Origin of the sequence: Paenibacillus lactis (assembly GCF_017873605.1) — a bacterium.
Lineage (GTDB): Bacteria > Bacillota > Bacilli > Paenibacillales > Paenibacillaceae > Paenibacillus_AQ > Paenibacillus_AQ lactis.
In genome coordinates, this window is the sequence record NZ_JAGGKI010000024.1 from 27,823 (window position 1) to 52,805 (window position 24,983).

At 53.8% G+C, this 24,983-nt stretch carries 19 protein-coding genes; 14 read left to right on the forward strand and 5 right to left on the reverse strand.

Annotation, left to right across the window (positions count from 1 at the left end; all coding sequences use genetic code 11):
- Positions 1–129: 129 nt before the first annotated feature.
- Positions 130–1,020 carry an AraC family transcriptional regulator gene (locus tag J2Z18_RS27010; protein ID WP_210095598.1) on the reverse strand — a complete coding sequence of 297 codons (891 nt, stop codon included), beginning with the start codon at positions 1,018–1,020 and terminating at the stop codon, positions 130–132.
- A gap of 185 nt (positions 1,021–1,205) precedes the next feature.
- On the opposite strand from J2Z18_RS27010, the gene J2Z18_RS27015 reads away from it, so the two are divergent.
- The 12 genes from J2Z18_RS27015 to J2Z18_RS27070 all read left to right on the forward strand — a co-directional run bounded on the left by J2Z18_RS27015 (position 1,206) and on the right by J2Z18_RS27070 (position 18,064).
- Positions 1,206–2,381, forward strand: a complete 1,176-nt coding sequence (locus J2Z18_RS27015) for a galactokinase (RefSeq protein ID WP_144870985.1) — start codon at positions 1,206–1,208, stop codon at positions 2,379–2,381.
- Position 2,382: 1 nt separating this feature from the next.
- Entirely contained in the window at positions 2,383–3,372 is a 990-nt protein-coding gene (gene galE / locus J2Z18_RS27020; protein ID WP_144870983.1) for a UDP-glucose 4-epimerase GalE, read from the forward strand.
- 20 nt (positions 3,373–3,392) lie between these two features.
- Positions 3,393–4,982, forward strand: a complete 1,590-nt coding sequence (locus J2Z18_RS27025; RefSeq protein ID WP_210095599.1) for a UDP-glucose--hexose-1-phosphate uridylyltransferase — start codon at positions 3,393–3,395, stop codon at positions 4,980–4,982.
- 335 nt (positions 4,983–5,317) lie between these two features.
- A complete protein-coding gene (locus J2Z18_RS27030) occupies positions 5,318–6,481 on the forward strand; it encodes an iron-containing alcohol dehydrogenase (protein WP_210095600.1) in 1,164 nt (387 codons plus the stop codon).
- Positions 6,482–6,714: 233 nt separating this feature from the next.
- A complete protein-coding gene (locus tag J2Z18_RS27035; protein ID WP_210095601.1) occupies positions 6,715–7,248 on the forward strand; it encodes an NfeD family membrane protein in 534 nt (177 codons plus the stop codon).
- Positions 7,249–7,252: 4 nt separating this feature from the next.
- A complete protein-coding gene (gene floT / locus J2Z18_RS27040) occupies positions 7,253–8,773 on the forward strand; it encodes a flotillin lipid rafts scaffold protein FloT (RefSeq protein ID WP_007129278.1) in 1,521 nt (506 codons plus the stop codon).
- Positions 8,774–9,116: 343 nt separating this feature from the next.
- A complete protein-coding gene (gene glcT / locus J2Z18_RS27045) occupies positions 9,117–9,968 on the forward strand; it encodes a glucose PTS transporter transcription antiterminator GlcT (RefSeq protein WP_007129279.1) in 852 nt (283 codons plus the stop codon).
- 288 nt (positions 9,969–10,256) lie between these two features.
- On the forward strand, positions 10,257–12,359 hold the full coding sequence (gene ptsG / locus J2Z18_RS27050; RefSeq protein WP_028405017.1) for a glucose-specific PTS transporter subunit IIBC: 2,103 nt from the start codon (positions 10,257–10,259) through the stop codon (positions 12,357–12,359).
- A gap of 78 nt (positions 12,360–12,437) precedes the next feature.
- Positions 12,438–12,713, forward strand: coding sequence for an HPr family phosphocarrier protein (locus J2Z18_RS27055; protein WP_007129281.1), 276 nt, complete (start codon positions 12,438–12,440; stop codon positions 12,711–12,713).
- Entirely contained in the window at positions 12,706–14,427 is a 1,722-nt protein-coding gene (gene ptsP / locus J2Z18_RS27060) for a phosphoenolpyruvate--protein phosphotransferase (RefSeq protein ID WP_028405018.1), read from the forward strand. Before J2Z18_RS27055 ends, ptsP begins: the two co-directional genes overlap by 8 nt.
- 451 nt (positions 14,428–14,878) lie before the next feature.
- The gene (gene pulA / locus J2Z18_RS27065) at positions 14,879–17,230 is read left to right on the forward strand and encodes a type I pullulanase (protein WP_100085206.1); all 2,352 of its coding nucleotides are present in this window, start codon (positions 14,879–14,881) and stop codon (positions 17,228–17,230) included.
- Positions 17,231–17,434: 204 nt separating this feature from the next.
- Positions 17,435–18,064, forward strand: coding sequence for a 50S ribosomal protein L25 (locus J2Z18_RS27070; protein ID WP_007129284.1), 630 nt, complete (start codon positions 17,435–17,437; stop codon positions 18,062–18,064).
- Between the two features lie 127 nt (positions 18,065–18,191).
- Here J2Z18_RS27070 and J2Z18_RS27075 read toward each other — a convergent pair whose 3' ends face one another.
- From J2Z18_RS27075 to kduI, 4 genes are all read right to left on the reverse strand, one after another.
- Positions 18,192–19,076, reverse strand: a complete 885-nt coding sequence (locus J2Z18_RS27075; RefSeq protein ID WP_007129285.1) for a transporter substrate-binding domain-containing protein — start codon at positions 19,074–19,076, stop codon at positions 18,192–18,194.
- 287 nt (positions 19,077–19,363) lie between these two features.
- Positions 19,364–20,116 (reverse strand): 2-dehydro-3-deoxy-D-gluconate 5-dehydrogenase KduD, encoded by a 753-nt coding sequence (gene kduD / locus J2Z18_RS27080; RefSeq protein WP_028405022.1) that lies wholly within the window; start codon positions 20,114–20,116, stop codon positions 19,364–19,366.
- 98 nt (positions 20,117–20,214) lie between these two features.
- Positions 20,215–20,964, reverse strand: a complete 750-nt coding sequence (locus J2Z18_RS27085) for a DeoR/GlpR family DNA-binding transcription regulator (protein ID WP_007129287.1) — start codon at positions 20,962–20,964, stop codon at positions 20,215–20,217.
- A gap of 47 nt (positions 20,965–21,011) precedes the next feature.
- Complete coding sequence (gene kduI, locus J2Z18_RS27090) at positions 21,012–21,845, reverse strand: 5-dehydro-4-deoxy-D-glucuronate isomerase (protein WP_210095602.1); 834 nt, start codon at positions 21,843–21,845, stop codon at positions 21,012–21,014.
- 431 nt (positions 21,846–22,276) lie between these two features.
- On the opposite strand from kduI, the gene J2Z18_RS27095 reads away from it, so the two are divergent.
- Together J2Z18_RS27095 and araA are read left to right on the forward strand one after the other, a co-directional pair.
- Complete coding sequence (locus J2Z18_RS27095) at positions 22,277–23,188, forward strand: glycerophosphodiester phosphodiesterase (RefSeq protein ID WP_210095603.1); 912 nt, start codon at positions 22,277–22,279, stop codon at positions 23,186–23,188.
- A gap of 293 nt (positions 23,189–23,481) precedes the next feature.
- A complete protein-coding gene (araA, locus tag J2Z18_RS27100; RefSeq protein ID WP_210095604.1) occupies positions 23,482–24,969 on the forward strand; it encodes an L-arabinose isomerase in 1,488 nt (495 codons plus the stop codon).
- Positions 24,970–24,983 lie beyond the last annotated feature (14 nt).

The following is a 24,983-nucleotide window of genomic DNA, read 5'->3' on the forward strand; positions in this document are numbered from 1 at the left end:
ACATCAGGCAGCAGCTTTTAATAGAGATGCTTTTTAAGAACAACGGTATAATCGATTGCTTTGGAAGAAGAGCGTCCCGGGTCAAGATGGTTGACCTTTCGGGATGCTTTTTTGCTAAAGCGGCAGGGACTATGGTTGATATTGAGCCGAGGTATCCTCGATATCCTTGCGGTAGCGGGACGGGGATTTCCCGACCCAGCGCTTGAACTGGCGCGAGAAATAGAGCGGATCCGTCAGGCCCACCGAAGCGGCGACCTGTTCAATGGACAGATCAGGACGCTCGCGCAGCAGCCGCTTGGACTGATCGATTCGCAGGCGGAGCAAATAGGTGATGGGGGTCATCCCGGTTTCTTTCTTGAAGATGCGCGATAGATATGCGCGATTATAACCGAGACTCGCACACATCTGCTCGATCGAGACGGGGTGCGCATACTGGGCAGTCATATAATTGATCATTTGCTTTACCGTGCGCTGAACCTGCGGTTCGCCCAGCAGAACCTGTGCCGGGCGCCCGCCGAGCCGCATGATTTCGGCCCAAATGAGGTAGAGGTAGCCGACGGCGGCCACGTGGGAGCTTTCCTCCTTCGTCTGGAAGCCGGCCTGTATGCGCGAGATGTACCCGGGAATACGGCTCTCGCTAGGCATGTGGAGGACCGGACGCTCAGGCAGCAGGCCGGTGGCTTCCACCTCTACGGCGGCGGCGTCTCCGTCAAAGGCAACCCAGCGGTACCGCCACGGATCGTTGTGGTCGGAGACGTAGCTGACAAGCTGCCCCGGGTGAATGAGAAAGCAGTCTCCGGGCCCGAGCGGGTATGTATCAGCCTCGGTACGAAAGGTTCCGCGGCCTGATTCAATAACATGAAGCAGGAAATGATCGTATATTTTGGGCCCGAGCGCATGCCTGGGGAGCGTCTGGCTTTCGCCGGCAAACCGCACTCTCAGCCTGGAGGCTTCCGGCTGGGCCGGGTTCGATGCAACAGAATAGGTTGTCGGTTTCAATAAAATGACCTTCCTTAACATAGAGTCGAGCTTGCTTGCTACAAGGGGTGGAGCTGATGTCATGCTGTCCGCAATCCAACCTTATTGTATCCTGCAAGGTCACATAAATCCATATGTAACTCACAAGACTTCATTACCGCCAGACGTCAATTTCGCTATACTTGAATCAGTAAATCTACCATATGTACAGGATGGAGTGATTGGCAGTGGACACAAATCAACTTATGGAAGCATTTAAGAATAAGCACGGTGAAAGCAAGCATCAGGCCCGGATATTCAACGCGCCGGGGCGCGTCAATCTGATCGGCGAGCACTTGGATTATAACGGCGGATACGTTCTTCCGGCGGCGCTGGAATTCGGCACCACCTTGATCATCCGTCCGCGCGACGATGACAAGCTGTCGCTGGCTTCAACGAATCTGGCTCACACAGCGGATATCCGCTTGCAGCATATCGGCACCAAGACGGAGGAATGGACGGATTATCCGGCGGGTGTCATCGTGGAGCTGAACAAGCTTGGCGTTACGCTCTCCAGCGGCTACGATCTGCTCTACCATGGCGATATTCCGAATGGTGCGGGTCTTTCCTCCTCAGCGTCGCTGGAGGTTGTGACCGCCTATGCCCTCCTGTCGATGGAAGGCAAGGAGACGGATACAGTGGAGATCGCGAAGCTGTCCCAGCGTGCCGAGAACCAGTTCGTCGGCGTCAACTCCGGCATCATGGACCAATTTGCCGTAGCCAACGGAAGAAAGGACCATGCGATTCTGCTCATGTGCGATACGCTGGAGTATGAGCTCGTTCCTTTCCAGACGGGGGCTTACAAGCTGGTCATTGCCAATACCAATAAGCGCCGCGGCCTCGTTGATTCCAAGTACAATGAACGCCGCAGCGAATGCGACAAGGCACTTGAAATTTTACAGAAGGAAATTCCGGCGCTGTCGTACCTGGCTCAGCTTAACCCGCAGCAATTCAAGGATGTTCGGGACTCCATCAAGGATGAAACGGTATCCAGACGGGCCCAGCATGTTGTTGAAGAGAACCAGCGCGTGCTCGACTCGGTGAAGGCTTTGAAGGATAACGATCTGGAAGCATTCGGACAATACATGAACCAATCGCATGACTCGCTTCGCTATCTATATGAAGTGACCGGGGATGAGCTCGATGCCCTGGTTGAGGAAGCGCAGCGGATACCGGGCACGCTTGGCTCCAGAATGACCGGCGCCGGATTCGGAGGATGTACGGTATCGCTTGTTCATGAGGATGCGGTGGAGCGCTTTATCGAAGAGGTTGGCCGAAAGTATGAGGCAAGAACCGGACTGAAAGCCGATTTCTACGTATGCGGCGTTGGTCACGGCGTTCATGAAATAAAGGAGGGCAACTAAAATGGCTATATTGGTAACCGGCGGAGCAGGGTATATTGGCTCGCATACCGTGGCAGAGCTGCTTGAGAAGGGTGAAGATGTGGTTGTCATCGACAGCCTGGAGACGGGACACCGCGAGGCGCTGCTTGGCGGAAAGCTGTATGAGGGGGATCTGCGCGATAAGGCGCTGCTGAAGCAGCTGTTTTCGGAAAATGAAATCGATGCCGTCATCCACTTCGCAGCAAACTCGCTCGTTGGCGAGAGTATGAAGGACCCTGTCAAGTACTATGACAACAACGTCTATGGAACACTGTGTCTGCTGGAAGCGATGAATGAAGCGAATGTCCGGAAGATCGTCTTCTCTTCAACAGCAGCGACATATGGCGAGCCTGAAAAGGTGCCGATTGAGGAAGCGGATCGGACGCAGCCGACGAATGTGTACGGCGAAACCAAGCTGATGATGGAGCGGATGATGGCCTGGTTCGATACGGTGCTTGGCATCAAATATGTCTCCCTTCGCTATTTCAATGCCGCCGGCTCGCATGAAAGCGGGAAGATCGGCGAGGATCACCGGCCGGAGAGCCATCTGATTCCGCTTGTGCTGCAGACGGCGCTGAAGCAGCGCCCGCATATTTCGGTGTTCGGCAGCGATTATGCTACACCGGACGGCACCTGCGTCCGGGATTATATCCATGTTAGCGACCTGGCGGATGCTCATCTGCGGGCGGTTGAATATTTGCGGCGCGGGGAGCCCAGCAATGTGTTCAACCTTGGCAACGGGCTGGGCTTCTCGGTGAACGAAGTGATCGAAACGTCGAGAAAGGTGACCGGAGCCGACATTCCGGTTGTGATGGAAGCCAGACGGGCCGGGGATCCGGCGGTGCTGGTGGCCTCTTCCGATAAGGCACGCGCTGTGCTCGGATGGAAGCCGGCGCGTACGACGCTTGAGGAAATCATTGAAAGCGCCTGGAGATGGCACAGCAGCCATCCGGATGGTTACGGGAATCGATAAATCCAAGGGGGAGATCAACGATGGATATGACAACTGCAAGCACTCCCGAAGCAAAGCAGGCCCTGTACGCGATCGAAATGCTGGTGAAATATGCCTTGCAGAAAGGCCTGATCCGCGAGGCGGATGTCGACTACAGCCGGAATCTCCTGCTGGAGGATTTCGGGTTCAGCGAGTCGTACCTTGAAGAGGTCAAGGATGAAGTCCCTGAAGGACCCCAGTCCCTGCTCGATACGCTGATCGATTACGGGGCCGCTCATGACCTCATCCCGGAAAATACGGATACGTACCGGGATTTGCTGGATGCCAAAATTATGGGTCGGCTGATGGCAAGGCCTTCGGAAGTGGAGCATGCCTTTCAAATCTTGAAGGAGGAGCAGGGGATTGAGGCGGCTACAAGCTGGTTTTATAACTTCAGCATCGACTCCAATTACATCCGCATGGACCGCGTGGCCAAGAACGAGTATTGGAAGCATCCGAGCGAATACGGGGATATCGAGATCACGATCAATCTGTCCAAGCCGGAAAAAAGCCCGAAGGAAATCGCGATGGCAAAGCTCCTTCCTCCGCCGGTCTATCCCAAATGCCAGCTATGCCGCGAAAATGTCGGGTATGCTGGCAGGGTAAACCACCCGGCCCGCCAAAACTTGCGCATCCTGCCGCTTGAGCTGAACGGGGAGCCGTGGTTCTTCCAATACTCGCCATACGTTTATTACAACGAACACTGCATCGTGTTTCATCGGGAGCATGTTCCGATGAAGCTGACGACGGAGACGCTGTCCCGCCTCTTGAGCTTCGTGGATATATACCCGCACTATTTCCTTGGCTCGAATGCGGATTTGCCGATTGTCGGCGGCTCCATTCTGACGCATGACCATTTCCAGGGGGGACGGCACAACTTCCCGATCCAGAATGCCCCCCGCGTACTCGGGTTCGTCCACTCGCAGTTCCCGGGTGTATCGGTCGACATCGTGAAATGGCCAATGTCCGTAATCCGGCTCGCCTCGAAGGACCGGCAGCGGCTGCTGGATTGCGCGTCCCAAATTTACGAAGCCTGGAAATCCTACAGTGACCCGGAAGCGGATATTCTGGCTTTTAGCGAGACGGATGGAGCGCGTGTCCGACATAACACGGTGACTCCGATCGCGAGAAGACATGCGGACGGCGGGTATGAAATGGATTTGGTGCTGCGCAACAACCGGACGAGTGCAGCGCATCCGGAGGGGATTTTTCATCCGCACCGCGAGATGCACCATATCAAAAAGGAAAATATCGGTTTGATCGAGGTGATGGGACTTGCCATCCTCCCGGGCCGGCTTAAGGTGGAGCTTGACTTGATCGCCGATATATTAGCCGGCAACGAAGAGCTTTACGCCGCCAGTCGGCAGCCGGATCACCCGCTTGCCGTTCACGGCGAATGGATTCAGAGCCTGCGGGAGCGTCTGCCGGCCGCGTCGGACAAAGCGGAAGCCGCGGAGTGGATACGCCGGGAGGTAGGTCAGAAGTTCACCACGATTCTGGAGCATGCAGGCGTTTATAAACAAACAGCGGAAGGGCAGCAAGCCTTCAAGCGCTTCTTGAGCAGCATGGGCTTTGTGACGGACCAGGGATAAATGCCGGAGCCGAAGGCAAAACATCCGGAGTAAAGCATGTGCGCAGCGTCTTAAGAGAGCTTCATCTCCGTTTTGGCACCAGCCTTGAAGGATGAGCCCCTATAGCGGCCGTTCCTATGCAAATCGCAGGCAGGTTTTCGAACCTCCTTTTGCATAGGGACGGCTTTTTTCATGGCCAAACGATAGGGTACGGATGGCGCCAAACCTTGCATGCAATTGCTTCTCTTGCGCTCGGTCAGGTGTCTGTTTGTTATGTCCTACGGGAATGGGGTAAAATGATAGAGCAGCAAAGACACATTAGCACAATCCCATTACACTTATTGGAGGTACGCAACATGAGACCTTTTGTATTTCATAATCCGACCCGGCTGATATTCGGGAAAGGCAAGCTGAGCGCCCTGAAGGAGGAAGTGTCGAAATACGGCAAGAACGTACTGCTCGTATACGGCGGCGGGAGCATCAAACGAAGCGGCCTGTATGATCAGGTCCTCTCCTTGCTAAAGGAAGCGGGAGCATCCGTAACAGAACTGGCCGGCGTTGAGCCGAATCCGCGTCTGTGCACGGTCCACAAAGGCGTTTCGCTCTGCCGTGAGCACAGCATCGATCTGATCCTGGCCGTAGGCGGGGGGAGCGTCATTGACTGCTCCAAGGCGATTGCCGTCGGAGCCAAATACGACGGGGATATGTGGGATTTCGTCGAGCGTAAGGCTGCCCCGCAAGGAGCGCTTCCGCTTGGCACCGTACTGACCATGGCCGCAACGGGCTCCGAGATGAACGGGGGCTCGGTCATCACGAACGAAGCAACGAAGGAGAAGATGGGCTGGGGAAGCCCGTGGGCGTATCCCGCGTTCTCGATTTTGGATCCCGTACATACGTTCACGCTTCCTCGCGATCAGACGGTATACGGCATCGTTGACATTATGTCGCATGTTCTCGAGCATTATTTCCATCAGGATACCAATACCCCGGTTCAGGACGGCTTCTGCGAGACGATTTTGCGCACGATGATCGATACGGCGCCGAAGCTGGTCGAAGACCTGGAAAACTACGAGCTGCGCGAGACGGTGATGTACTGCGGCACGATGGCGCTCAACGGCATGATTAACATGGGGATGGCCGGCGACTGGGCAACCCATAATATCGAGCATGCGGTATCGGCTGTGTACGACATTCCGCACGGCGGCGGCCTGGCGATTTTGTTCCCGAACTGGATGAAGTATAATCTGCCAGCACAGCCCGCACGCTTCAAGTCGCTTGCGGTCAATGTGTTCGGGGTGGATTCTGCCGGCAAGACCGACGAAGAGGCCGGACTCGAAGGCATTGAGGCGCTCCGCCGTTTCTGGAGCTCGATTGGGGCTCCTAGTACGCTGGGAGACTACAACATAGACGACTCCGAAATTGAGGCCATGGCCGACAAGGCAATGCGCTTCGGTCCTTTCGGTAACTTCCGCAAGCTGCAGCGCGAGGATGTTGTCGAAATTTATAAAATGTCGCTGTAAGCTCAGCGGATTAGGAACAATGAAGCTAGAACATTAGATTGGGGCTGCAAGCAGCCTTCCAAGAAGCTGTCCTTCACGTGGAAATATTCTACGGCTGGGCGGCTTTTTTTCATGTATAATGGGGTGATATGAAGAGATTTCCATACGATTACGGCAAATAATTGAAACTTTAGCAAACTTTTTGCCGTATTACTTGTTATACACAGTGAGGGATTCGAGAGGGGGCAATCATCATGGAAGCGTTATATTGGGGCTGTCTGATCGGAGGCATTCTGTTCGCCGTCGTCACCGTGCTGCTCGGAGATATTCTCAGCTCGGCGCTGGACGGTCTCCTGGACTTTTTGTCGGTTGATTTTTTTAATCCGGTTGTGATTGCAGGAGGAATCACCGTCTTCGGCGGAACCGGGATCATGCTGATGAAATATACGGACTTGGCGGCAGGAGCCCATATTACGCTGTCCATATTAGCGGCAATCGGGATCTCGATTATGGTCTACTTCGGCTATGTCAAGCCGATGGAGAACAGCGAGAATTCCACGGGCTTCTCCATAAAGGAGCTGGTAGGGCGAATTGGTGTCGTTACGGTACCGCTGCCGGCCGAAGGCTTTGGTGAAGTCATGATCAAGGTAGGCGCAGGCAATACGACGCATATCGCTTCAAGCTTTGACCGCAGCGTCCTGCCCGCCGGGATCCGGGTCGTGGTCATCGACGTCGTTGATGGTGTCCTCCGTGTGTCCGAACTGGAAGAACGAAAAGGAGATGAATGAGAACATGCCAGAGTATTTGGTTATTCCGTCGATTGTTGTAGGTGTCCTGATCGTGCTGGGCCTTGCATTCTGGGCTCGCTACAAGACGGTCAGCCCGGATGAGGCGATGATCGTGACAGGATCTTTCCTCGGCAGCAAAAATATTTCGGAGGACGAATCCGGCCGCAAGATCAAAATCGTTCGAGGCGGCGGAGCGTTTATTCTGCCGGTATTTCAGCGGTCCGAGTTCGTTTCGCTGTTATCCCATAAGCTTGACGTGATGACGCCGGAAGTGTACACAGAGCAGGGCGTTCCTGTCATGGCTGACGGGGTTGCGATCATCAAGGTCGGCAGCTCCATTGAGGACGTGGCTACAGCTGCAGAGCAATTCATGGGCAAGCCGATTGAGGCGCTGAAGGGCGAAGCGCAAGAGGTGCTGGAAGGTCATCTGCGCGCGATCCTCGGTTCAATGACGGTTGAGGAAGTATACCGGAATCGTGACAAGTTCGCCCAGGAGGTTCAAGGGGTCGCTGCGAGAGACTTGAAGAAGATGGGGCTGCAGATTGTTTCGTTCACGATCAAGGATGTGCGGGATAAGCACGGCTATCTGGAAGCGCTGGGTAAACCGCGGATCGCAACCGTAAAGCGGGATGCGGAGATCGCCGAAGCGGAAGCCGTCCGGGATGCCCGGATTCAGAAGGCCCGCGCCGAAGAAGAAGGACAGAAGGCCGAGCTTCTGCGCGACACCAATATCGCCGAAGCCGAGAAGGAGAAGGAACTGAAGGTCGCCTCCTTTAAGAAGGAGCAGGATACGGCCAAGGCGGAAGCCGACCAGGCCTACCATATCCAGGAAGCTCGGGCGAAGCAGACGATGGTTGAGGAGCAGATGAAGGTTGAGCTCGTCCGCAAAGAGCGGGAAATCGATCTGCAGGAAAAAGAAATCATGGTTCGTCAGAAGCAGTACGATGCCGAAGTGAAGAAGAAGGCGGACGCGGACCGCTATGCGGTAGAGCAGGCTGCGGAAGCGGAGAAGGCGCGCAAAATGCGGGAAGCGGATGCAATCCAATACTCGATCGAAACACAGGCAAAGGCTTCGGCCGAGCAAAAGCGTCTGGACGGTCTTGCCGTCGCCGATGCCGAGCGCGCGAAAGGTACTGCCGAAGCGGAGGTTATCCGGCTGCGCGGTATTGCCGAGGCGGATGCGAAGGAAAAGCTGGCCGAGGCGTTCCAGAAGTTCGGCGAGGCTGCGGTGCTCGATATTATCGTGAAGATGCTGCCTGAGCTTGCAGGTAAAATTGCCCAGCCGATCTCTTCGATCGATAAGCTGACGGTTGTCGACACAGGGAAAGGCGAAGGCGCCGCTCGGGTGAGCAATTATGTAACGGAGCTGATGTCAACCGCGCCTGAAATGCTCAAGAGCGTATCGGGAATCGATGTGGAGGCGTTGATCCAAGGGCTTACGAAGAAGCCGGCCGAGGTCCAGAAGCCGGCTGCCATTGAACCAGAGCTTGTACCGGTTGAAGCGAGTGCAGCGAAGGAAGAGTAGAGCCGGACGGCTTGCCATTTGAAACGAATGCAGCATAGACCGTAGAGCTGTCAGCTGTCGGTTGAAGCGAATGCAGCATAGACAGTCAGCTTGCCGGTTAGAGCGTATGAACATAGACCGTAGAGCCGGCAGCCTGCCGCTGGAATCGTTCGAGATATGAAGGATGATGGGTTCATCCAGCGGCAGCCTGCTGGCAAGCCAGTTCTCTTTTCCCTGAATTGAATGCCGCTTGAGCAGGACCGGAGAGCCGTGATTATGGAGGCCATCGTATTCTTTTTTGCCGCAACCTCATATTTCTGATAAGATATCCGAGTATACGCGTTTGATCAAAAGAGGTGCGAATGTGAGCAGCTTACAAGTGGCTAAAGTTTTAAATAATAACGTAATCATAGCGATACATCCCCAGCATGGAGAGGTTGTCGTCATCGGCAAGGGAATCGGCTTCGGTCAGAAGAACAAGGACCGGATTCCGGTATCGGCCGTGGAGAAAATGTTCATTCTGACCAAGCCGGAGGAACAGGAGCAGTATAAGCAGCTGGTCCCGCATATCGATGAGAAGCTGATCGAGGCGATGAATGAGATTGTCACGCACGCCGAGAAAACGAGCGGTTCTTCCCTGAACGAGCATATTCACATTGCATTGACCGACCATATTGCTTTTGCAATCAAACGCCATGCCCAAGGACTGTATATTCATAATCCCTTTTTATATGAAACCCGTGAAATGTATCCGGAAGAATACAAAATGGCGGCGTATGCGGTTCGGACGATCCATGAGAAGCTTGGGGTCGATTTAGGGGAGGAAGAGATCGGATTCATTGCGCTGCATATTCACGGGGCGCTTACCAATCAGCATATATCGGAGGTTCGCAAGCATTCGGAGCTGATCGCCGATCTGGTACATACCGTGGAGCAGCAGCTCGATTATGTCATTCCGAAGGATTCGCTTGATTATTCCCGGCTGTTAACGCATCTTCGGTTCGCTTTGGAACGGGTCCGCAGAGGGGAAGCGGTTCAGGAGGCGAGTGCGCTTGACGGTCTGCTCAAACGGGAGTACCCTGAGATTTATTCCTTGGCCTGGAAGCTGACAAAGATCATGGAGCGGCGTCTGAAGAAGCCGGTTTACCCGGCCGAGGCCGGATATTTGACGATTCACCTTCAACGTCTGGTACAGCGAAAGCAGCAGGATGAGTAAAAGTGAAGATTTTATGAAGCCTTGGCAGTTGGTAGTTGCAACCGTGTACGAACGGTGATACAATACGAACAGTTCATAAGTAAAACAGCAAAATCGACGTGTAACTGATTCGATCAGGCATGAGGATTGCAGGAATTTGGTTGTTATTACCCATTTTCGGGTAATCTAATCCATAGGATTAGAGACCAACCGGTTCCCGTAATTGCTCATGCCTTTTTTTGTTGTTTTATGCTTGCAACACCATTTCACACATTTGTGACAACAACTAGATAGAGGGTGAGAATCGTCATGTTTAAACGGCTTTTCGGCGTTTTGCAAAGAGTCGGTAAAGCGCTGATGCTGCCCGTAGCCATCCTTCCGGCTGCCGGTCTGCTGCTCGGACTGGGCAATATGCTCGTCAATGAGGATTTCCTCAAGTATGCGCCTTGGCTTGATGCCGCCTGGGTACAAGCAGCTGCGACCATCATGATGAACGCAGGACAGATCGTGTTTACGAATCTGCCGCTGCTGTTCGCGGTAGGCGTAGCCGTCGGCTTGGCCGGAGGCGAAGGTGTAGCGGGTCTTGCTGCGATTATCGGGTATCTGGTCATGAACGTAACGATGGGAAGCGTCATCGGCGTAACCCCTTCCATGATCGGCACCAATTACGAGTATGCCAGTGTGTTAGGCATCCCGACATTAGCCACCGGGGTGTTCGGCGGAATTATCGTCGGCATACTTGCTGCCAGCATGTACCGAAGATTTTTCAATATGGAGCTTCCGTCCTATCTGGGCTTCTTCGCCGGGAAACGGTTTGTTCCGATTATGACGGCTGCGACTTCGCTATTGCTTGGTTTATTGATGGTCGTGATCTGGCCGCCGATCCAGTCTGCGCTTAACACCGCATCCCATTTCATGCTGGAACAAAATTTGACGCTGTCCGCATTCGTATTCGGCGTCGTGGAACGCGGATTGATTCCGTTCGGTCTGCACCACATCTTCTATTCCCCATTCTGGTTTGAATTCGGGGAATACTTTAATCAGGCAGGTCAAATGGTACGCGGTGATCAAAATATATTCATGGCCCAGCTGCGGGACGGCGTGGAATTTACGGCCGGTACGTTCATGACCGGTAAGTTCCCGTTCATGATGTTCGGTTTGCCTGCTGCCGCGCTGGCCATCTATCACGAGGCAAGACCGGAGCACAAGAAATATGTCGCCGGCATTATGGGCTCGGCTGCCCTGACCTCGTTCCTGACAGGAATCACGGAGCCGCTTGAGTTCTCCTTCCTGTTCGTGGCGCCGCTGCTGTTCGCTGTCCATGCGCTGTTCGCCGGACTGTCCTTCATGACGATGCATATTCTGGGCACGAAGATCGGCATGACCTTCTCCGGGGGGCTTATCGATTACATGATCTTCGGCGTCATCCCGAACCGGACACCGTGGTGGAATGTGCTGATCGTCGGCGCGATCCTGGCGGTCATCTACTATTTCGGCTTCCGATTCGTGATCCGGAAATTTAATCTGAAGACGCCTGGCCGCGAAGATGCCGCGGCTGCGACAGACTCGGGCTCGAAAGCTTCGGGAAGCAGCAAGGACGAGCTGCCGTCCAATATTCTGACCGCACTCGGCGGACAGACGAATATCGCTCATCTGGATGCTTGCATTACCCGGCTTCGGGTGGAAGTCAAAGACAAGGGCAATGTCGATAAAGCCAGATTGAAGCAGCTCGGAGCATCCGGAGTGCTTGAGGTCGGCAACAATATCCAGGCGATCTTCGGAACCCGTTCCGATACGATTAAATCGCAGATCCAGGATATTATTTCCGGGAAAGCAGCTCCAACTGAAACAACCTCTGCCACGGCGGGTTCGCCTGGGGAGGACGCACCGGTTCAACCAGTCGTCTCGAATGAGCAGGCCGGTGATACGGATGCAGCGGAAGGGACGCTTGTCTCGGAGCAGATCGTGTCTCCGGTAGACGGCGAGCTGATGGATATATCCCATGTGCCGGATCCGGTCTTTTCGGAGCGCATGACAGGCGATGGATTCGCCGTTGTGCCACATAACGGAACCATCGCTTCGCCGGTCAACGGCAAAGTGTTTAACGTATTCCCGAGCAAGCATGCGGTCGGCATCATGTCGGACGGCGGCAAGGAAGTGCTCGTCCATATCGGCGTAAATACGGTGAAGCTGAAGGGACAAGGATTTACCGTGCTTGTCGAGGAAGGCGATGCTGTAACCGCAGGACAGCCGATCATGCAGGTCGATCTGGAGTATGTGAAGGAGAATGCGAAATCCATCATTTCTCCGATCATCTTCTCGAATCTGCCGGAAGGCGCAGCGGTTAAGCTGAACAAAACCGGTGATGTAAAGAGCGGCGAAGAGGCCATCATCACGATCACCAAGGGGTAAACTTCTTTGAATGAGCAGGCTTATGCTATGCTAGAAATAACCTAAATTATAAAAACCGAAGAAAGTAGGATGATGAACATGCAACAAACTTTCAGAATTATCGACGAAGACGGAATCCATGCACGCCCTGCAACAGCGCTGGTTAACACAGCCAACAAATTCCAGGACACGAATTCTTTCGCGGAATCCAACGGCAAGAAAGTGACGTTGAAATCCATTCTTGGCGTGCTGTCCCTCGGTCTTGAGCAAGGTGATACGCTGACGCTGATTACTGAAGGCGGCAACGAGAGCGAAGCGCTTCAAGCGCTCCAAGAAGTCATGATCAACGAAGGGCTAGGGGAACTTCATGAATAATCTGAAAGGAATCGCGGCATCGGCTGGTATTGCGATTGCCCGGGCTTTCATCCTCGAGCATCCTGATTATTCGATCAGCCAAAAGCAGGTGACGGACGTAGATGCCGAGCTTGCGAAGCTCGATGCCGCTTTGGCTCAGTCCCAGACTGAGCTGGAAGCGATCAAGGCCCGGACGCTTCAGGAGCTTGGTGAGAAGAAGGCTGAGATTTTCGAATCTCACCTTCTCATTCTGAACGACCCGGAGCTGATCGATCCGGTTAAGGAGAAAATCAAGTCCGAATCGGTTAATGCAGAATTTGCGTTAAACGAAACGGCAACTCAGTTCATCCAGATGTTCGAGAACATGAAGAGCGCTTATTTGCAGGAACGGGCTGCCGACATGCGTGACGTGACGAAGCGCATCCTGAAGCATTTGCTCGGGCTGAATTATGTCAGCCCTTCGGAAATCAGCGAGGAAGTGATTGTCGTTGCCGAGGATTTGACGCCTTCGGATACGGCGCAGCTGAACCGCAAGTACGTGAAGGGCTTTACGACGAACATCGGCGGCCGGACCTCGCATTCGGCCATCATGGCCCGGTCGCTTGAAATCCCGGCCGTTGTCGGAACGAAGAATGTGCTGTCCTCGGTTCAGAGCGGCGACCTCATGATCGTTGACGGCCTGGAAGGCGATGTCATCATCAATCCAACCGAAGCGATCGTTGCCCAATATCGCGCCAAGCAAGAGGCTTATGCGAAGCAGGTAGAGGAGTGGAAGAAGCTTCGCACCGAGCCGACCGTATCGAAGGACGGCGTGCATGTTGAGCTGGCAGCCAACATCGGTACGCCTAACGACGTGGCCGGCGTATTGGATAACGGTGGCGAAGCGGTCGGCCTGTACCGTACAGAGTTTCTGTATATGGGCAGAGACAAGCTGCCTTCCGAAGAAATTCAATATGTCGCGTACAAGTCGGTCCTGGAGAAAATGGAAGGCAAGCCGGTTGTCGTCCGTACGCTGGATATCGGCGGCGACAAGGAGCTCCCTTACCTTGATTTGCCGAAGGAAATGAATCCGTTCCTCGGTTTCCGTGCGGTTCGCCTGTGCCTTGACCGCCAGGATATATTCAGAACGCAGCTGCGGGCGCTGCTTCGCGCCAGCGTTCACGGCAACCTGCGCATCATGTTCCCGATGATTGCTACGCTCGGCGAATTCCGGGAAGCCAAAGCCGTTCTTGAAGAAGAGAAGGCGAAGCTGGAGGCGGAAGGAATCCAGGTTGCGAGCAATATCCAGCTGGGGATTATGGTCGAAATTCCGTCAACGGCTGTTCTGGCTGACCAATTTGCCAAGGAAGTGGATTTCTTCAGCATCGGCACCAATGATCTGATTCAATATACGATGGCGGCGGATCGTATGAACGAACGCGTATCCTATCTGTATCAGCCGTACAATCCGGCGATTCTTCGCCTGATTAAAATGGTCATTGACGCTGCCCACCGCGAAGGCCGCTGGGTCGGTATGTGCGGCGAAATGGCCGGCGATTCAACGGCGATTCCGATTTTGCTCGGACTGGGGCTGGATGAGTTCAGCATGAGCGCAACCTCGATCCTTCCGGCACGCAGCCAGATCAGCAAGCTGTCCCGCGCCGAGATGCAGACGCTTGCAGCGAAAGCGCTGGAGATGGGAACCGCGGAGGAAGTGGTCGAGCTGGTTCGTGCGATCGACGCTGCGAACGCGTAATTCATCAAAGCTATTCGTTTTGCGCCATTAACTGGGTCATAACTTGATATTCCCAAGGGAATCTTGAACATCTTTTTCCAAGTAAATGATGAATTGACGGCATCTGTCCACCCGGACAGATGCTATTTTTTATCTTGTGGCAGAATTAAAAGATGCTATTGCTGATCTCTCCGAATAAGTTTAACAGCTTCGATTGATGACCGAAATTTTCATTTTCATTTGGTTCCGGCTGCATTCTCGCAGAAAAAAGAAAGACACCAGGCAAATTTGCTTGTATAATAGCCTAAAAAATATGGGGATTTGGCATGAACCCAAACCAAATGAAGGCTTTTGACATATATTGATATATGAAAGCGTTTTACATTCAAATGCTGGAGGTCTGTCTCATGATTCAGGTGCCCATACTGGATGCGAATCTACTTTTAAAGCGACGGTGAGGATGAATATGGACATGATCAAGAGCTGCACGAGCGATCGACTGGGAGCGTTCTACAGCAAACAGGGAACTGCCTTTCAGGTTTGGGCCCCTGCTGCGAAGAGCGTTCGGCTGGCGCTGTATGAAAGTGCCGGCGATTACAATGATAATGGTCTTGTGACAAACCATGAGGGCGGAGAACGATATGTTATGGAACGCAGCCCGGATGGAACATGGAGTGTGCATGTCCATGGGGATTTGCACGGGAAATTTTATATGTATGAGATCCGATCCGAAGACGGTAAGTTATGCTACGGGGTGGATCCATATGCAAGAGCTGTCTCGGCCAACGGCTGCCGCGGAGCGATCATCGATCCGACCGTTACGAATCCGGAGGGCTGGGCGAATGATGTACGGCCGCCGCTGATTCAGCCGACCGATGCCGTGGTGTACGAGCTCCATGTACGCGATTTCTCGATTCATACCGATTCGGGGATGAAATATAGAGGGAAATTCAAGGCTTTCACCGAGCGGGGACTCAGGGACGAGGACGGCAATACGCTCGGGTTGGACCATCTGATTGAGCTTGGCGTCACGCATGTGCATCTGCTGCCGATCTTCGATTTTGCCACGGTCAATGAGCTTGACGGGTACGGCTCCGACTCGATCAGCAGCCAGTACAACTGGGGCTATGATCCGCTTCATTACAATGTCCCCGAAGGATCGTACGCAACCGACCCGGCGGACCCTGCCGTCCGGATCCGGGAGCTGAAGGAAATGATTCAGGCGCTGCATGCCTGCGGAATCCGTGTCGTCATGGACGTCGTATACAACCATACGTTTACGGTGGATGACGGGCCATTCGAGCGGTTTGCTCCGGGATATTTTTACCGCAGGGACTGCGGCGGAGCTTTATCCAACGGCTCCGGGGTCGGGAACGAGCTGGCAACGGAGAAGCCGATGGTGCGCAAATTCATCAAGGATTCGCTAAGGTATTGGGCAGAGGAATATCATATCGACGGATTTCGGTTCGATCTGATGGGGCTCATCGATACAACCACCATGAAGGAAGTGGTTCGGGAGCTTCGGGAGGAGGTTGATTCGTCGCTGCTGTTTTACGGCGAGCCGTGGACCGGAGGGCTTAGCCCGCTGGCGGAGCAGACCGTAAAGGGCACCCAAAGGGGCCAAGGCTTTGCGGTATTCAATGATCATTTCCGTTATGCCATCAAGGGCGATAATGACGGGCAAGGACGAGGTTTTGCTACCGGCGAGCCGTGGACGGAAGGGGCCATAGCAGAAGGAATGATGGGGTCCATCCACGATTTCGCACAGGACGCTAGCGAAACGATAAATTATGTCACGGTTCATGACAACTTGAATCTGTGGGATAAAATCCTGATAACATTGGGAATGGACCAGGAGGCGGGTCTGCTTCGGCTGCATGACGGCAGGCTGCAGAACGGGGGCAGCCTCTGGGAGGCAACGGCAGCTTCCCGGCCTTACGCCGGCGTCCAAGCGGATCAGGTCATGTCATCGGATCCCGTCCGCCGCAGCCTGCTTGCCAACGGGATCGTGCTGCTCTCCCAAGGGATTCCGCTGCTCCACGCTGGTGACGAGCTGCTCCGGACGAAATTTGGCGACCACAACAGCTACCGGAGCGGTGATGCCATAAACGCCATCCGCTGGTCCAACAAGAAGCTGTTCAAACCGGTGTTCGACTATTATAAAGGCCTGATCCATCTTCGCCGTTCGCAGCCGGCCTTTCGGTTGTCGAAGCGCGAGGAGATTGAGCGTCGAATGCAGGTGCTGCACGCCAGCGACCGATTGGTTGCCTGTCGTATTCAAGGCGGCTCCGGCAGCGGGGAATGGAGGCAAATCGTCGTCATTGCCAATGCAAATGAGCAGGATTTGAAGGTCGAACTGCCGCCTACCCCATACCGCTGGAACATCGTGGTCAACGAAGAACGAGCTGGCACCGAGCCGATCAAAACGACGGACCGGGCGTCCATCCGGGTACCAGGGGTATCCCTGATGGTGCTGTATGAAGACCGCAATGCGCTTAAGGACGGATTAGTAAAGATTGAGCTGGAATACGAACGCAAGGACGGCAAGTACGAGGGCTGGAACGCCTGGGTGTGGGGAACCGGCGTGCAGGACGGCAGCGTTCCGTTATCGCAAGGGGTGGACACCAAGGCCAGGGCGGTAATCTATGCGGCTGCGGGCGTTCGGCGAATCGGTTGCATCCTTCGGCTGCGCGAGTGGGAGAACCGGGAAGGCGATCAGGATTATTATATCGACATTCCGCCCGAACAGAAGACGGTCCGTTTCTCGATGCAAAGCGGCAGCGAGGGATGGTCCGTGACCCGGCGCAGCGGTGTTGCCAGTTAGGGAAGCTGCGAGTTATGTGTGGCATCAAAGAAGGAGCCATCCTTATCAACGAAAGGATGGCTCCTGTTTTATATTTCAAAAGGGGTAATGCTTATTACCCTGAGCGATTCGAAGTGAAACATTCTACGAAAAAATGATTAGCTAGCACAAAAAAAGGGTAATAATGAGATAGACTTTGTTTTCGATAAAGGAGGATTTTCACTCATGGCAAAAGGAAACAACGTTCAACTCACCGCACAAGTACGAAATGAATTTACAAGGGGTTCACGTCGAGCGCTTCGAGAGAGAGGCGGCGTTCCGGGTGTTGTATACGGCGGGGGCGACGAAAGCATTCCCGTAGCCGTTGATTTGAAGGAAACGGCCAAGCTGTTTCATACCGGACGCTCGGAAGTGTTCCATCTGGACATTCCAGGCTCTGGCCAGATTCCCGTATTGATTAAAGATATACAGAAGAGACGCGGAAACGTCGCTCATATTGATTTTCTTCGCATATCGATGAATAAGCCTGTACGTGTCAGCATTCCGGTCGAATACCATGGAACCGCACCCGGCACCAAAACGGGCGGCATCCTGCAAACGCAGGTAACAGAGCTTGAAGTCGAGGGACTGCCGGGCGAGCTGCCGTCAACGCTTGAAGCAGATGTATCCTCGCTCGAAATCGGCGATAAGCTCACCGTTGCCGACATTCAAGTGCCTAAGGGCATTACCCTGCATGCCTCGGACGAGGAAGTGCTTGCCACGGTTATCGTACCACGGGCCGTCGAGGCAGCCGAGACGGAGGAGCCTGCAGAGGCAGACGAAGCTGCGGCCGAAGAGAAGACAGAGGAATCCTAACGAGCGGATTATATAAAGGCGCCTGCATGAACTGGTATCAGCTCATGCAGGCGCCTCTTATTTTAGACTTGCCGGCCATGGAAAGGGGCTGCAGGGGCGTGACCGGGAAGCTCATCCCCGGGCACGGTTACGGCTTGTCCTTGAGGTCATGAATGCCTTTGTAGCTTTGCGGGGTATCCCCAAAGTATTTGTTCCAGATCGTTAAGTAGGTTCCATCCTGCTGCATGGTAGCCAGTGCATTGTTAACCGCAGCGAGCAGATCGGGGTTCCCTTTCACGAATGCGGCGGATACTTCGAATACCTCCCTGGATGAAGCGGCCGCTTGCACCGGCAGGTCCGGGAGCTGCTGCTTTAGATTGGTGACGGACAGCTGATCGGTGATCACCGCATCGATGCTTCCCTTGACCAGCATGTCAGCGGCTTCCCGGATATACTTGGCAGGCACGATCTTCGCTCCGTGCTTCTGGGCAATGCCTTGATAGGCTCCCGTCGGGTTCAGGCCGACCCGTTTGCCCTTCATATCTGAAAAAGACCGAATCCCCTCTTCACCCGTGCGGACCAGTAACACAGGTACGGTTGACAGATAGGCGATGGAGAAATCGTACAATTCCCGTCGGTCGGGCCGGTCTTCGATTTGATTAAATACGGCATCGTATTTACCTTCGGTTAATCCGGGGAGAAGACGATCCCAGGACTCTTCAGTAAATTCAGCCCGGAGATCCATATGGCGTGCGACCTCTTCGGCAATCTCCACATCAAACCCCGTAAGTCTTCCGCCGGTACCGCGATAGCTGAATGGAGGATAGTCCCGCTCGGTTCCGATCCGCAAAGTGCCGCGTTCGACGGCATTGCCAAGCAGGTTTCCTGTGTTGACCCGGTACGGATTGACTCCCATATTCGGCGTCGGCACCCGGTCCTGGCTGTCGAATGTACAACCGGGAAGCAGCAACGTGCTTGCAAGGGAGAGCAGCAAGAGCAGGCTGACAGATCGTTTCGCACGTGTTCCGCGCATGATTGATATCATCCTTTCTATGTTCAAGGCCCTATGACGGCCATACCGTAACGTTATCTTTTCCCAAAGGATGACCGGGCTATTCGCGCTTTTTGATATAATGGGAGTTTAGAAGCCGCTGAAACGGGATCGCTGAAGCGGAAAGGATAAAGAGGATAGGTTAAAAAGGCAAAGCGTTCGATGAGTTCCCTTGCTTACGAAGGAATCCGAAATAATAAAAAGCCTTCAGGCTCACCGCGCTTTGCGGATCTGCCTGAAGGCTTCAAAGTCCATTGCCTTAACGGTCATTAACGGGCCATCCAGCCGCCGTCAACGCACAGAATATGACCGTTCATATAATCGGAAGCGGACGAGGCCAGGAATACGGCAGGACCGCCGATATCTTCCGGCTTGCCCCAGCGTCCTGCCGGAATCCGTTCAGTAATGGATGCCCGGCGCTCCTTGTCTTGGCGAATCGCTTCGGTGTTATCGGTTTCGATATAACCCGGCGCGATGCCGTTTACCTGAATGCCGCTGGCTGCCCACTCATTCGCCAAGGCTTTGGTCAAGCCGGCAACGCCATGCTTGCTGGCCGTATATCCCGGCACATTAATCCCGCCTTGATAGGACAGCATGGAGCAGATATTGATCATTTTGCCGCTTCCGCGCTCGATCATATGCCTTCCCGCAAGCTGGGACAGCATAAAGACGGTGTTCAGATTCAGATCGATCACGTCGAGCCAGTCCTGCACCGGATGATCTTTGGCTGGGGTGCGCCGGATGATGCCGGCGTTGTTAACGAGGATGTCAACGCGTCCATTCAGCTCCAGCGCCTGATTGAACGTATCCTCCAGTTTGCTGTGATCGCTTAAGTCAACCCGAATTTCCGAGGCCTTCCTGCCGAAGGACTTTACGGCTTCAATCGTTTCCGCGCTTGTATTCATGGATACCGCAACGATATCGGCTCCCGCTTCAGCGAGAGCGATGGCGATTCCCTGACCCAAGCCGCGCGCCGATCCGGTGACCAGCGCGGTTTTGCCTGTTAAATCAAACCTGTTCATGTGCAGTTGAATCCCCTTTCCCGGTCTAATATTCTCCACTCTAGCCCTCACAGCTTGGCATCTGCCAAGAAAGCGAATGCGAAGCGATGCGATGTGTGCTATTCCAATTTAATGCCTGCGGCGATGTAGCGGCTGTACGTTTCTTCCGGCAAGCCTTGATCAGTAATGATCCCGGAAAGCTCATGCAGCGTGGAAAATGTTCTGAGCGCCGTTTGGCCGAATTTGTGATGGTCAACAACCGCGTATACCTCGAGCGAGGTGTCGATCAGAGCCCGTTTGAAGGCGATCAGATCGCCGGTATAAATCGATAACCCGTGATCGATATGGACACCGGTCGCAGAGATGAACGCCTTCTGTATGTTCAGCTGCTTCACATACGCTACGCCTTCGGGGCCGGCAAGCATGTTGCGCACGCGATACCCGCCCGGTACGACGAGACGAACGCTGCTCTTTGAAGCCAGCTCGCTGATAATATAGACATCATTGGTAATGACCGTCAGGTCCTTATCGCCCAGCTTGCGGGCGATTTCCAGTGTCGTGCTGCCTCCATCGAGCGCGATGATGTCGCCAGCCTGGATATGAGCCAGGGCCTTGTCCGCAATCTCGGATTTCTCATCGGCATGCTTGGCAAGGGGCTCCCTCGACGGCAAAATGCCGAATTGATCGCTCTGTGCCAGCACGGCTCCACCGTGCACGCGCACGATCAGACCCTGCTCCTCCAGCTTGGTCAGATCCTCGCGGATCGTTTTTCCGCTGACCTCAAGCTGGCGGCTCAAATCGGCCACGGTAACTTCCTTGTAGGTCAGAAGGTATTCCATGATTTTTTCATATCGCCGCAGCGGGTTCATAAAGCCTCAACTCTTCCGTCATAAAAATGGATATAAATATATCCTCTCTATTTTAAATCCTTCATGGACACAGGGTCCATATCATCGTATCTCTTATTGTCTCCCGCCATTCCCCAAATAAAGGTATAGTTGCTTGTGCCGACACCGCTGTGAATCGACCAGCTTGGCGAGATTACCGCTTGCTCGTTGCGCATGACGATATGTCTTGTTTCGGAAGGCTCTCCCATGAGATGAATGACGACCGCATCCTCCGGCAAATCGAAATACAAGTAAGCCTCCATGCGGCGCGGATGCGTATGGGCAGGCATCGTGTTCCACATATTGCCTTCCTTCAGCAAAGTCATGCCCATGACGAGCTGGGCGCTTTGAATGCCTTTCTGATGAATAAAACGGTAGATGACGCGGTCGTTGGAATTTTTAATATCGCCAAGCGCGCTGGAATCGGCTTCCTCAAGCGTCGCTTTGGCAGTAGGGAATGTCTGGTGAGCCGGAGCCGAATTCAAGTAGAACTTAGCAGGGTTCCCCGGATCGGCGCTGGTAAAAATGACCTCCTCGGCCCCCATGCCGACATACAGGCATTCCTTGTTATTCAAGGAATACTCCGTCCCGTCAACGGCAACGCTTCCGGCTCCTCCGATATTGATAATGCCGAGCTCGCGGCGCTCGAGGAAGAAGGAAACGCCCAGCTCCTTCATGTCTGTATCAAGCTTTACCGGCTTGTGAACCGGGGCGGCGCCGCCGATAATCAAGCGATCCTCATGCGTAAGAACTAGCTCCAATTCATCCTGCTTGAATAATACCGGAATGTGAAACTCCTTCCGCAGCCGTTCGGTATCGAACTGTTTTACTTCATTCGGATGTGAGGCATATCGTCTTTCCATTACTTCATCTCTCCTCGTGATCATAGTTTTTTTAAAAAAAGTATGACGTTCATATATGTTCAACTTACTCCATTTACGTTCATTTTACAAGACATAAAATAGAAAATCACATGATCTGCGATTCAGCTAGCGGAAAAGCGGCTTGCGAAAATACGATAGGGAAGAGGAGAAGAAGTCTATTTGGAAAATAACCGTGTCGGTCCGATTGAAACGTGAAACGGCAGGGAACTACTAATATCGAGGATATGGCAAGCATCCAAAGAGCAACTCTCAATCCGCAAATTCAAAGAGCCAAAAGGTTTAGTTCGTCCATAGCACCCGGAAGCGCGGGAATGGAATGTGCAAAATCCTGATTATCAGGAAGACATTCTTAATTAAACATATAAGTACAAGGCCTTCGGACCGATCGGGGCAGAGGTGATTCAATCGATATGAAAAAGAGCATGGTAATTCTGGCCGTTATGCAGACGGTTATGCTGACCGTTAGCAGCTTGCGTCCGGCTGCGGCATCGCTGCAGGAGCCGCCGCCAACTCTGGCATCGGCGGATGTTCGGAGCGAATGGAGAGAAGAGCGAAGCGGTGACTGGGTCAACATTGCGCATCGTGGGGCTTCGGGATATGCTCCGGAGAACACGATGGCATCCTTTCAGAAGGCATTCGATATGGGGGCGGATATGCTGGAGCTGGACGTGCAGCTTAGTCGGGACGGACATGTAGTCGTCATCCATGACAGCAACGTGGAGCGGACCAGCAACAGCCAAGGCGAAGTGGGAGCATTAACCCTGCAGGAGCTGAAGTCGCTGGATGTCGGAGCCTGGTATCATTCGGATTTTTCGGGAGAGACGATTCCGACGCTGGAGGAAGTCATGGAGCGTTTCGGCGGGGAAATCGGATTGTTGATCGAGCTCAAGCTTCCTTCCCGGTATCCAGGAATTGAAGAGAAGGTTGCCGGTGTGTTGAAGCGGAAGGCACCGTCAGTAAACCGTGTGCGGGATGCCTCGCGGATGATTATGGTCCAATCGGCAGACACGGATTCGCTCCGCCGCTTTCACGAGCTGATGCCGGATATACCGCTTGGCATCGTCGCCACGAGTTCGAAGGAGTTGTCGAAGGAGCGGCTGCAGGAATTCAGCAGCTATGCCGACTACATTAATGTTTCTGTAAAGCTTGTGTCCGGGTCATTAATTAGGAAAATTCATGAAGCCGGAATGAAGACCTTCGTCTGGACGATTCGGGATGTGCTGCAAATCCCCTTCCTGATGGAGAGCGGGGTGGATGGGATTATAACGGATTACCCGGACAGGGTGCCGGTATCCTATCTGAATCATCGGGCAAGAAGCTAAGGTTTATACTTCGAAAACTAGCAAGAACGCCGCATAATTATTAGGAATAATCGTAGTGCCTTGGCTGCTAAAATAGATTAGAGCGAATATCTTGGAGGCTGAATCAGGCAATCGGAGTGAAATCTATGCCTGTTTCAGCCTATTTTTGTATAAATTCTGCTTGCTATTTATGATTAGCACGAGTAGAATGTGAGTAAATCAACTTGTACGTACAATTTTGTGTTAATGAATCGTTTGTGATCATAGGTATGTACAAGTTAGCTAGACAGCACTCATAACAGGAGGCGTTAATCATGAAGTTGAAACCGCATACTTTTTGGTTCGTTACCGGCAGCCAGCATTTATACGGACCGGAAACGCTAGAACAGGTTGCAGAGCATTCCCGCATCGTGGCCGCCGATTTTGACAAGGATCCGGTATTCCCGTTCCCTATCGTGTTCAAGCCGATCGTAACGACACCGGATGAGATATACCAATTGATTCTCGAAGCTAACAATGATGAGACCTGTGCAGGGATCATGACCTGGATGCACACGTTCTCCCCTGCGAAAATGTGGATCGCCGGCTTGTCCCAATTGCAGAAGCCGCTTCTTCATTTCCATACCCAATTCAACCGCGATATTCCTTGGGAAACCATCGACATGGATTTCATGAATCTGAACCAATCCGCGCACGGGGACCGTGAATACGGCCATATCGGAGCACGTCTCGGCATCGCCCGCAAGGTCGTTGTCGGCCACTGGGAGGACGGCGAGGTTCGCGGCGCGATCGCGGGCTGGATGCGAACGGCTGCCGCTTATGCCGAGAGCCGCAGACTGAAGGTTGCTCGCTTTGGCGATAACATGCGCCAGGTTGCCGTCACCGAGGGAGATAAGGTCGAAGCGCAAATTAAGCTTGGATGGTCCGTCAACGGCTATGGCATCGGCGATCTGGTTCATGCGATGAATCAAGTCGGCGATGATGAAGTGAAATCGCTGCTGAACGAATATGCGGAGCAGTACTCCATCACGAAGGAAGGACTATCTGACGGTCCGGTCCGCGATTCCATCGCTTATCAAGCCCGCATCGAGATCGGTTTGCGTCGCTTCCTCGAGGAGGGCGGATTTGGCGCATTCACGACGACATTCGAGGATTTGCACGGCATGGAGCAGCTTCCCGGCTTAGCCGTACAGAGACTGATGGAAGCAGGCTACGGATTCGGCGGCGAAGGCGACTGGAAGACGGCGGCGTTGACCCGAGTTCTGAAGGTCCTTGCCGGCAACAAGAGCACTTCCTTTATGGAGGACTACACCTATCATTTCGAGCCGGGTAACCATATGATTCTCGGATCGCACATGCTGGAGGTATGTCCAACGATCGCGCTCGATAAGCCATCGGTGGAGGTTCATCCGCTCGGCATCGGCGGAAAAGCCGACCCGGCACGTCTCGTATTCAACGGCCAGGACGGTCCTGCCGTGAATGCATCGCTCGTTGACCTCGGCCATCGCTTCCGTCTTCTGGTCAATGTGGTGGATGGCGTCAAAGTAGAGAAGCCGATGCCGAAGCTGCCTGTAGCCCGCGTATTGTGGAAGCCGCAGCCGTCGCTTCGGGAATCGGCAGAGGCTTGGATTTTGGCCGGCGGTGCGCATCATACGGTCCTTTCTTACGCGATTACGTCCGAGCAGCTGAGCGACTGGGCGGAGATGGCCGGTATTGAAGCGGTTATCATTGACAAAGACACAAGCCTTTCCCGGTTCAAAAATGAGCTGCGCTGGAGCGAAGCTGCCTATCGTCTTCGCTGATCGGGGGTTCGGGT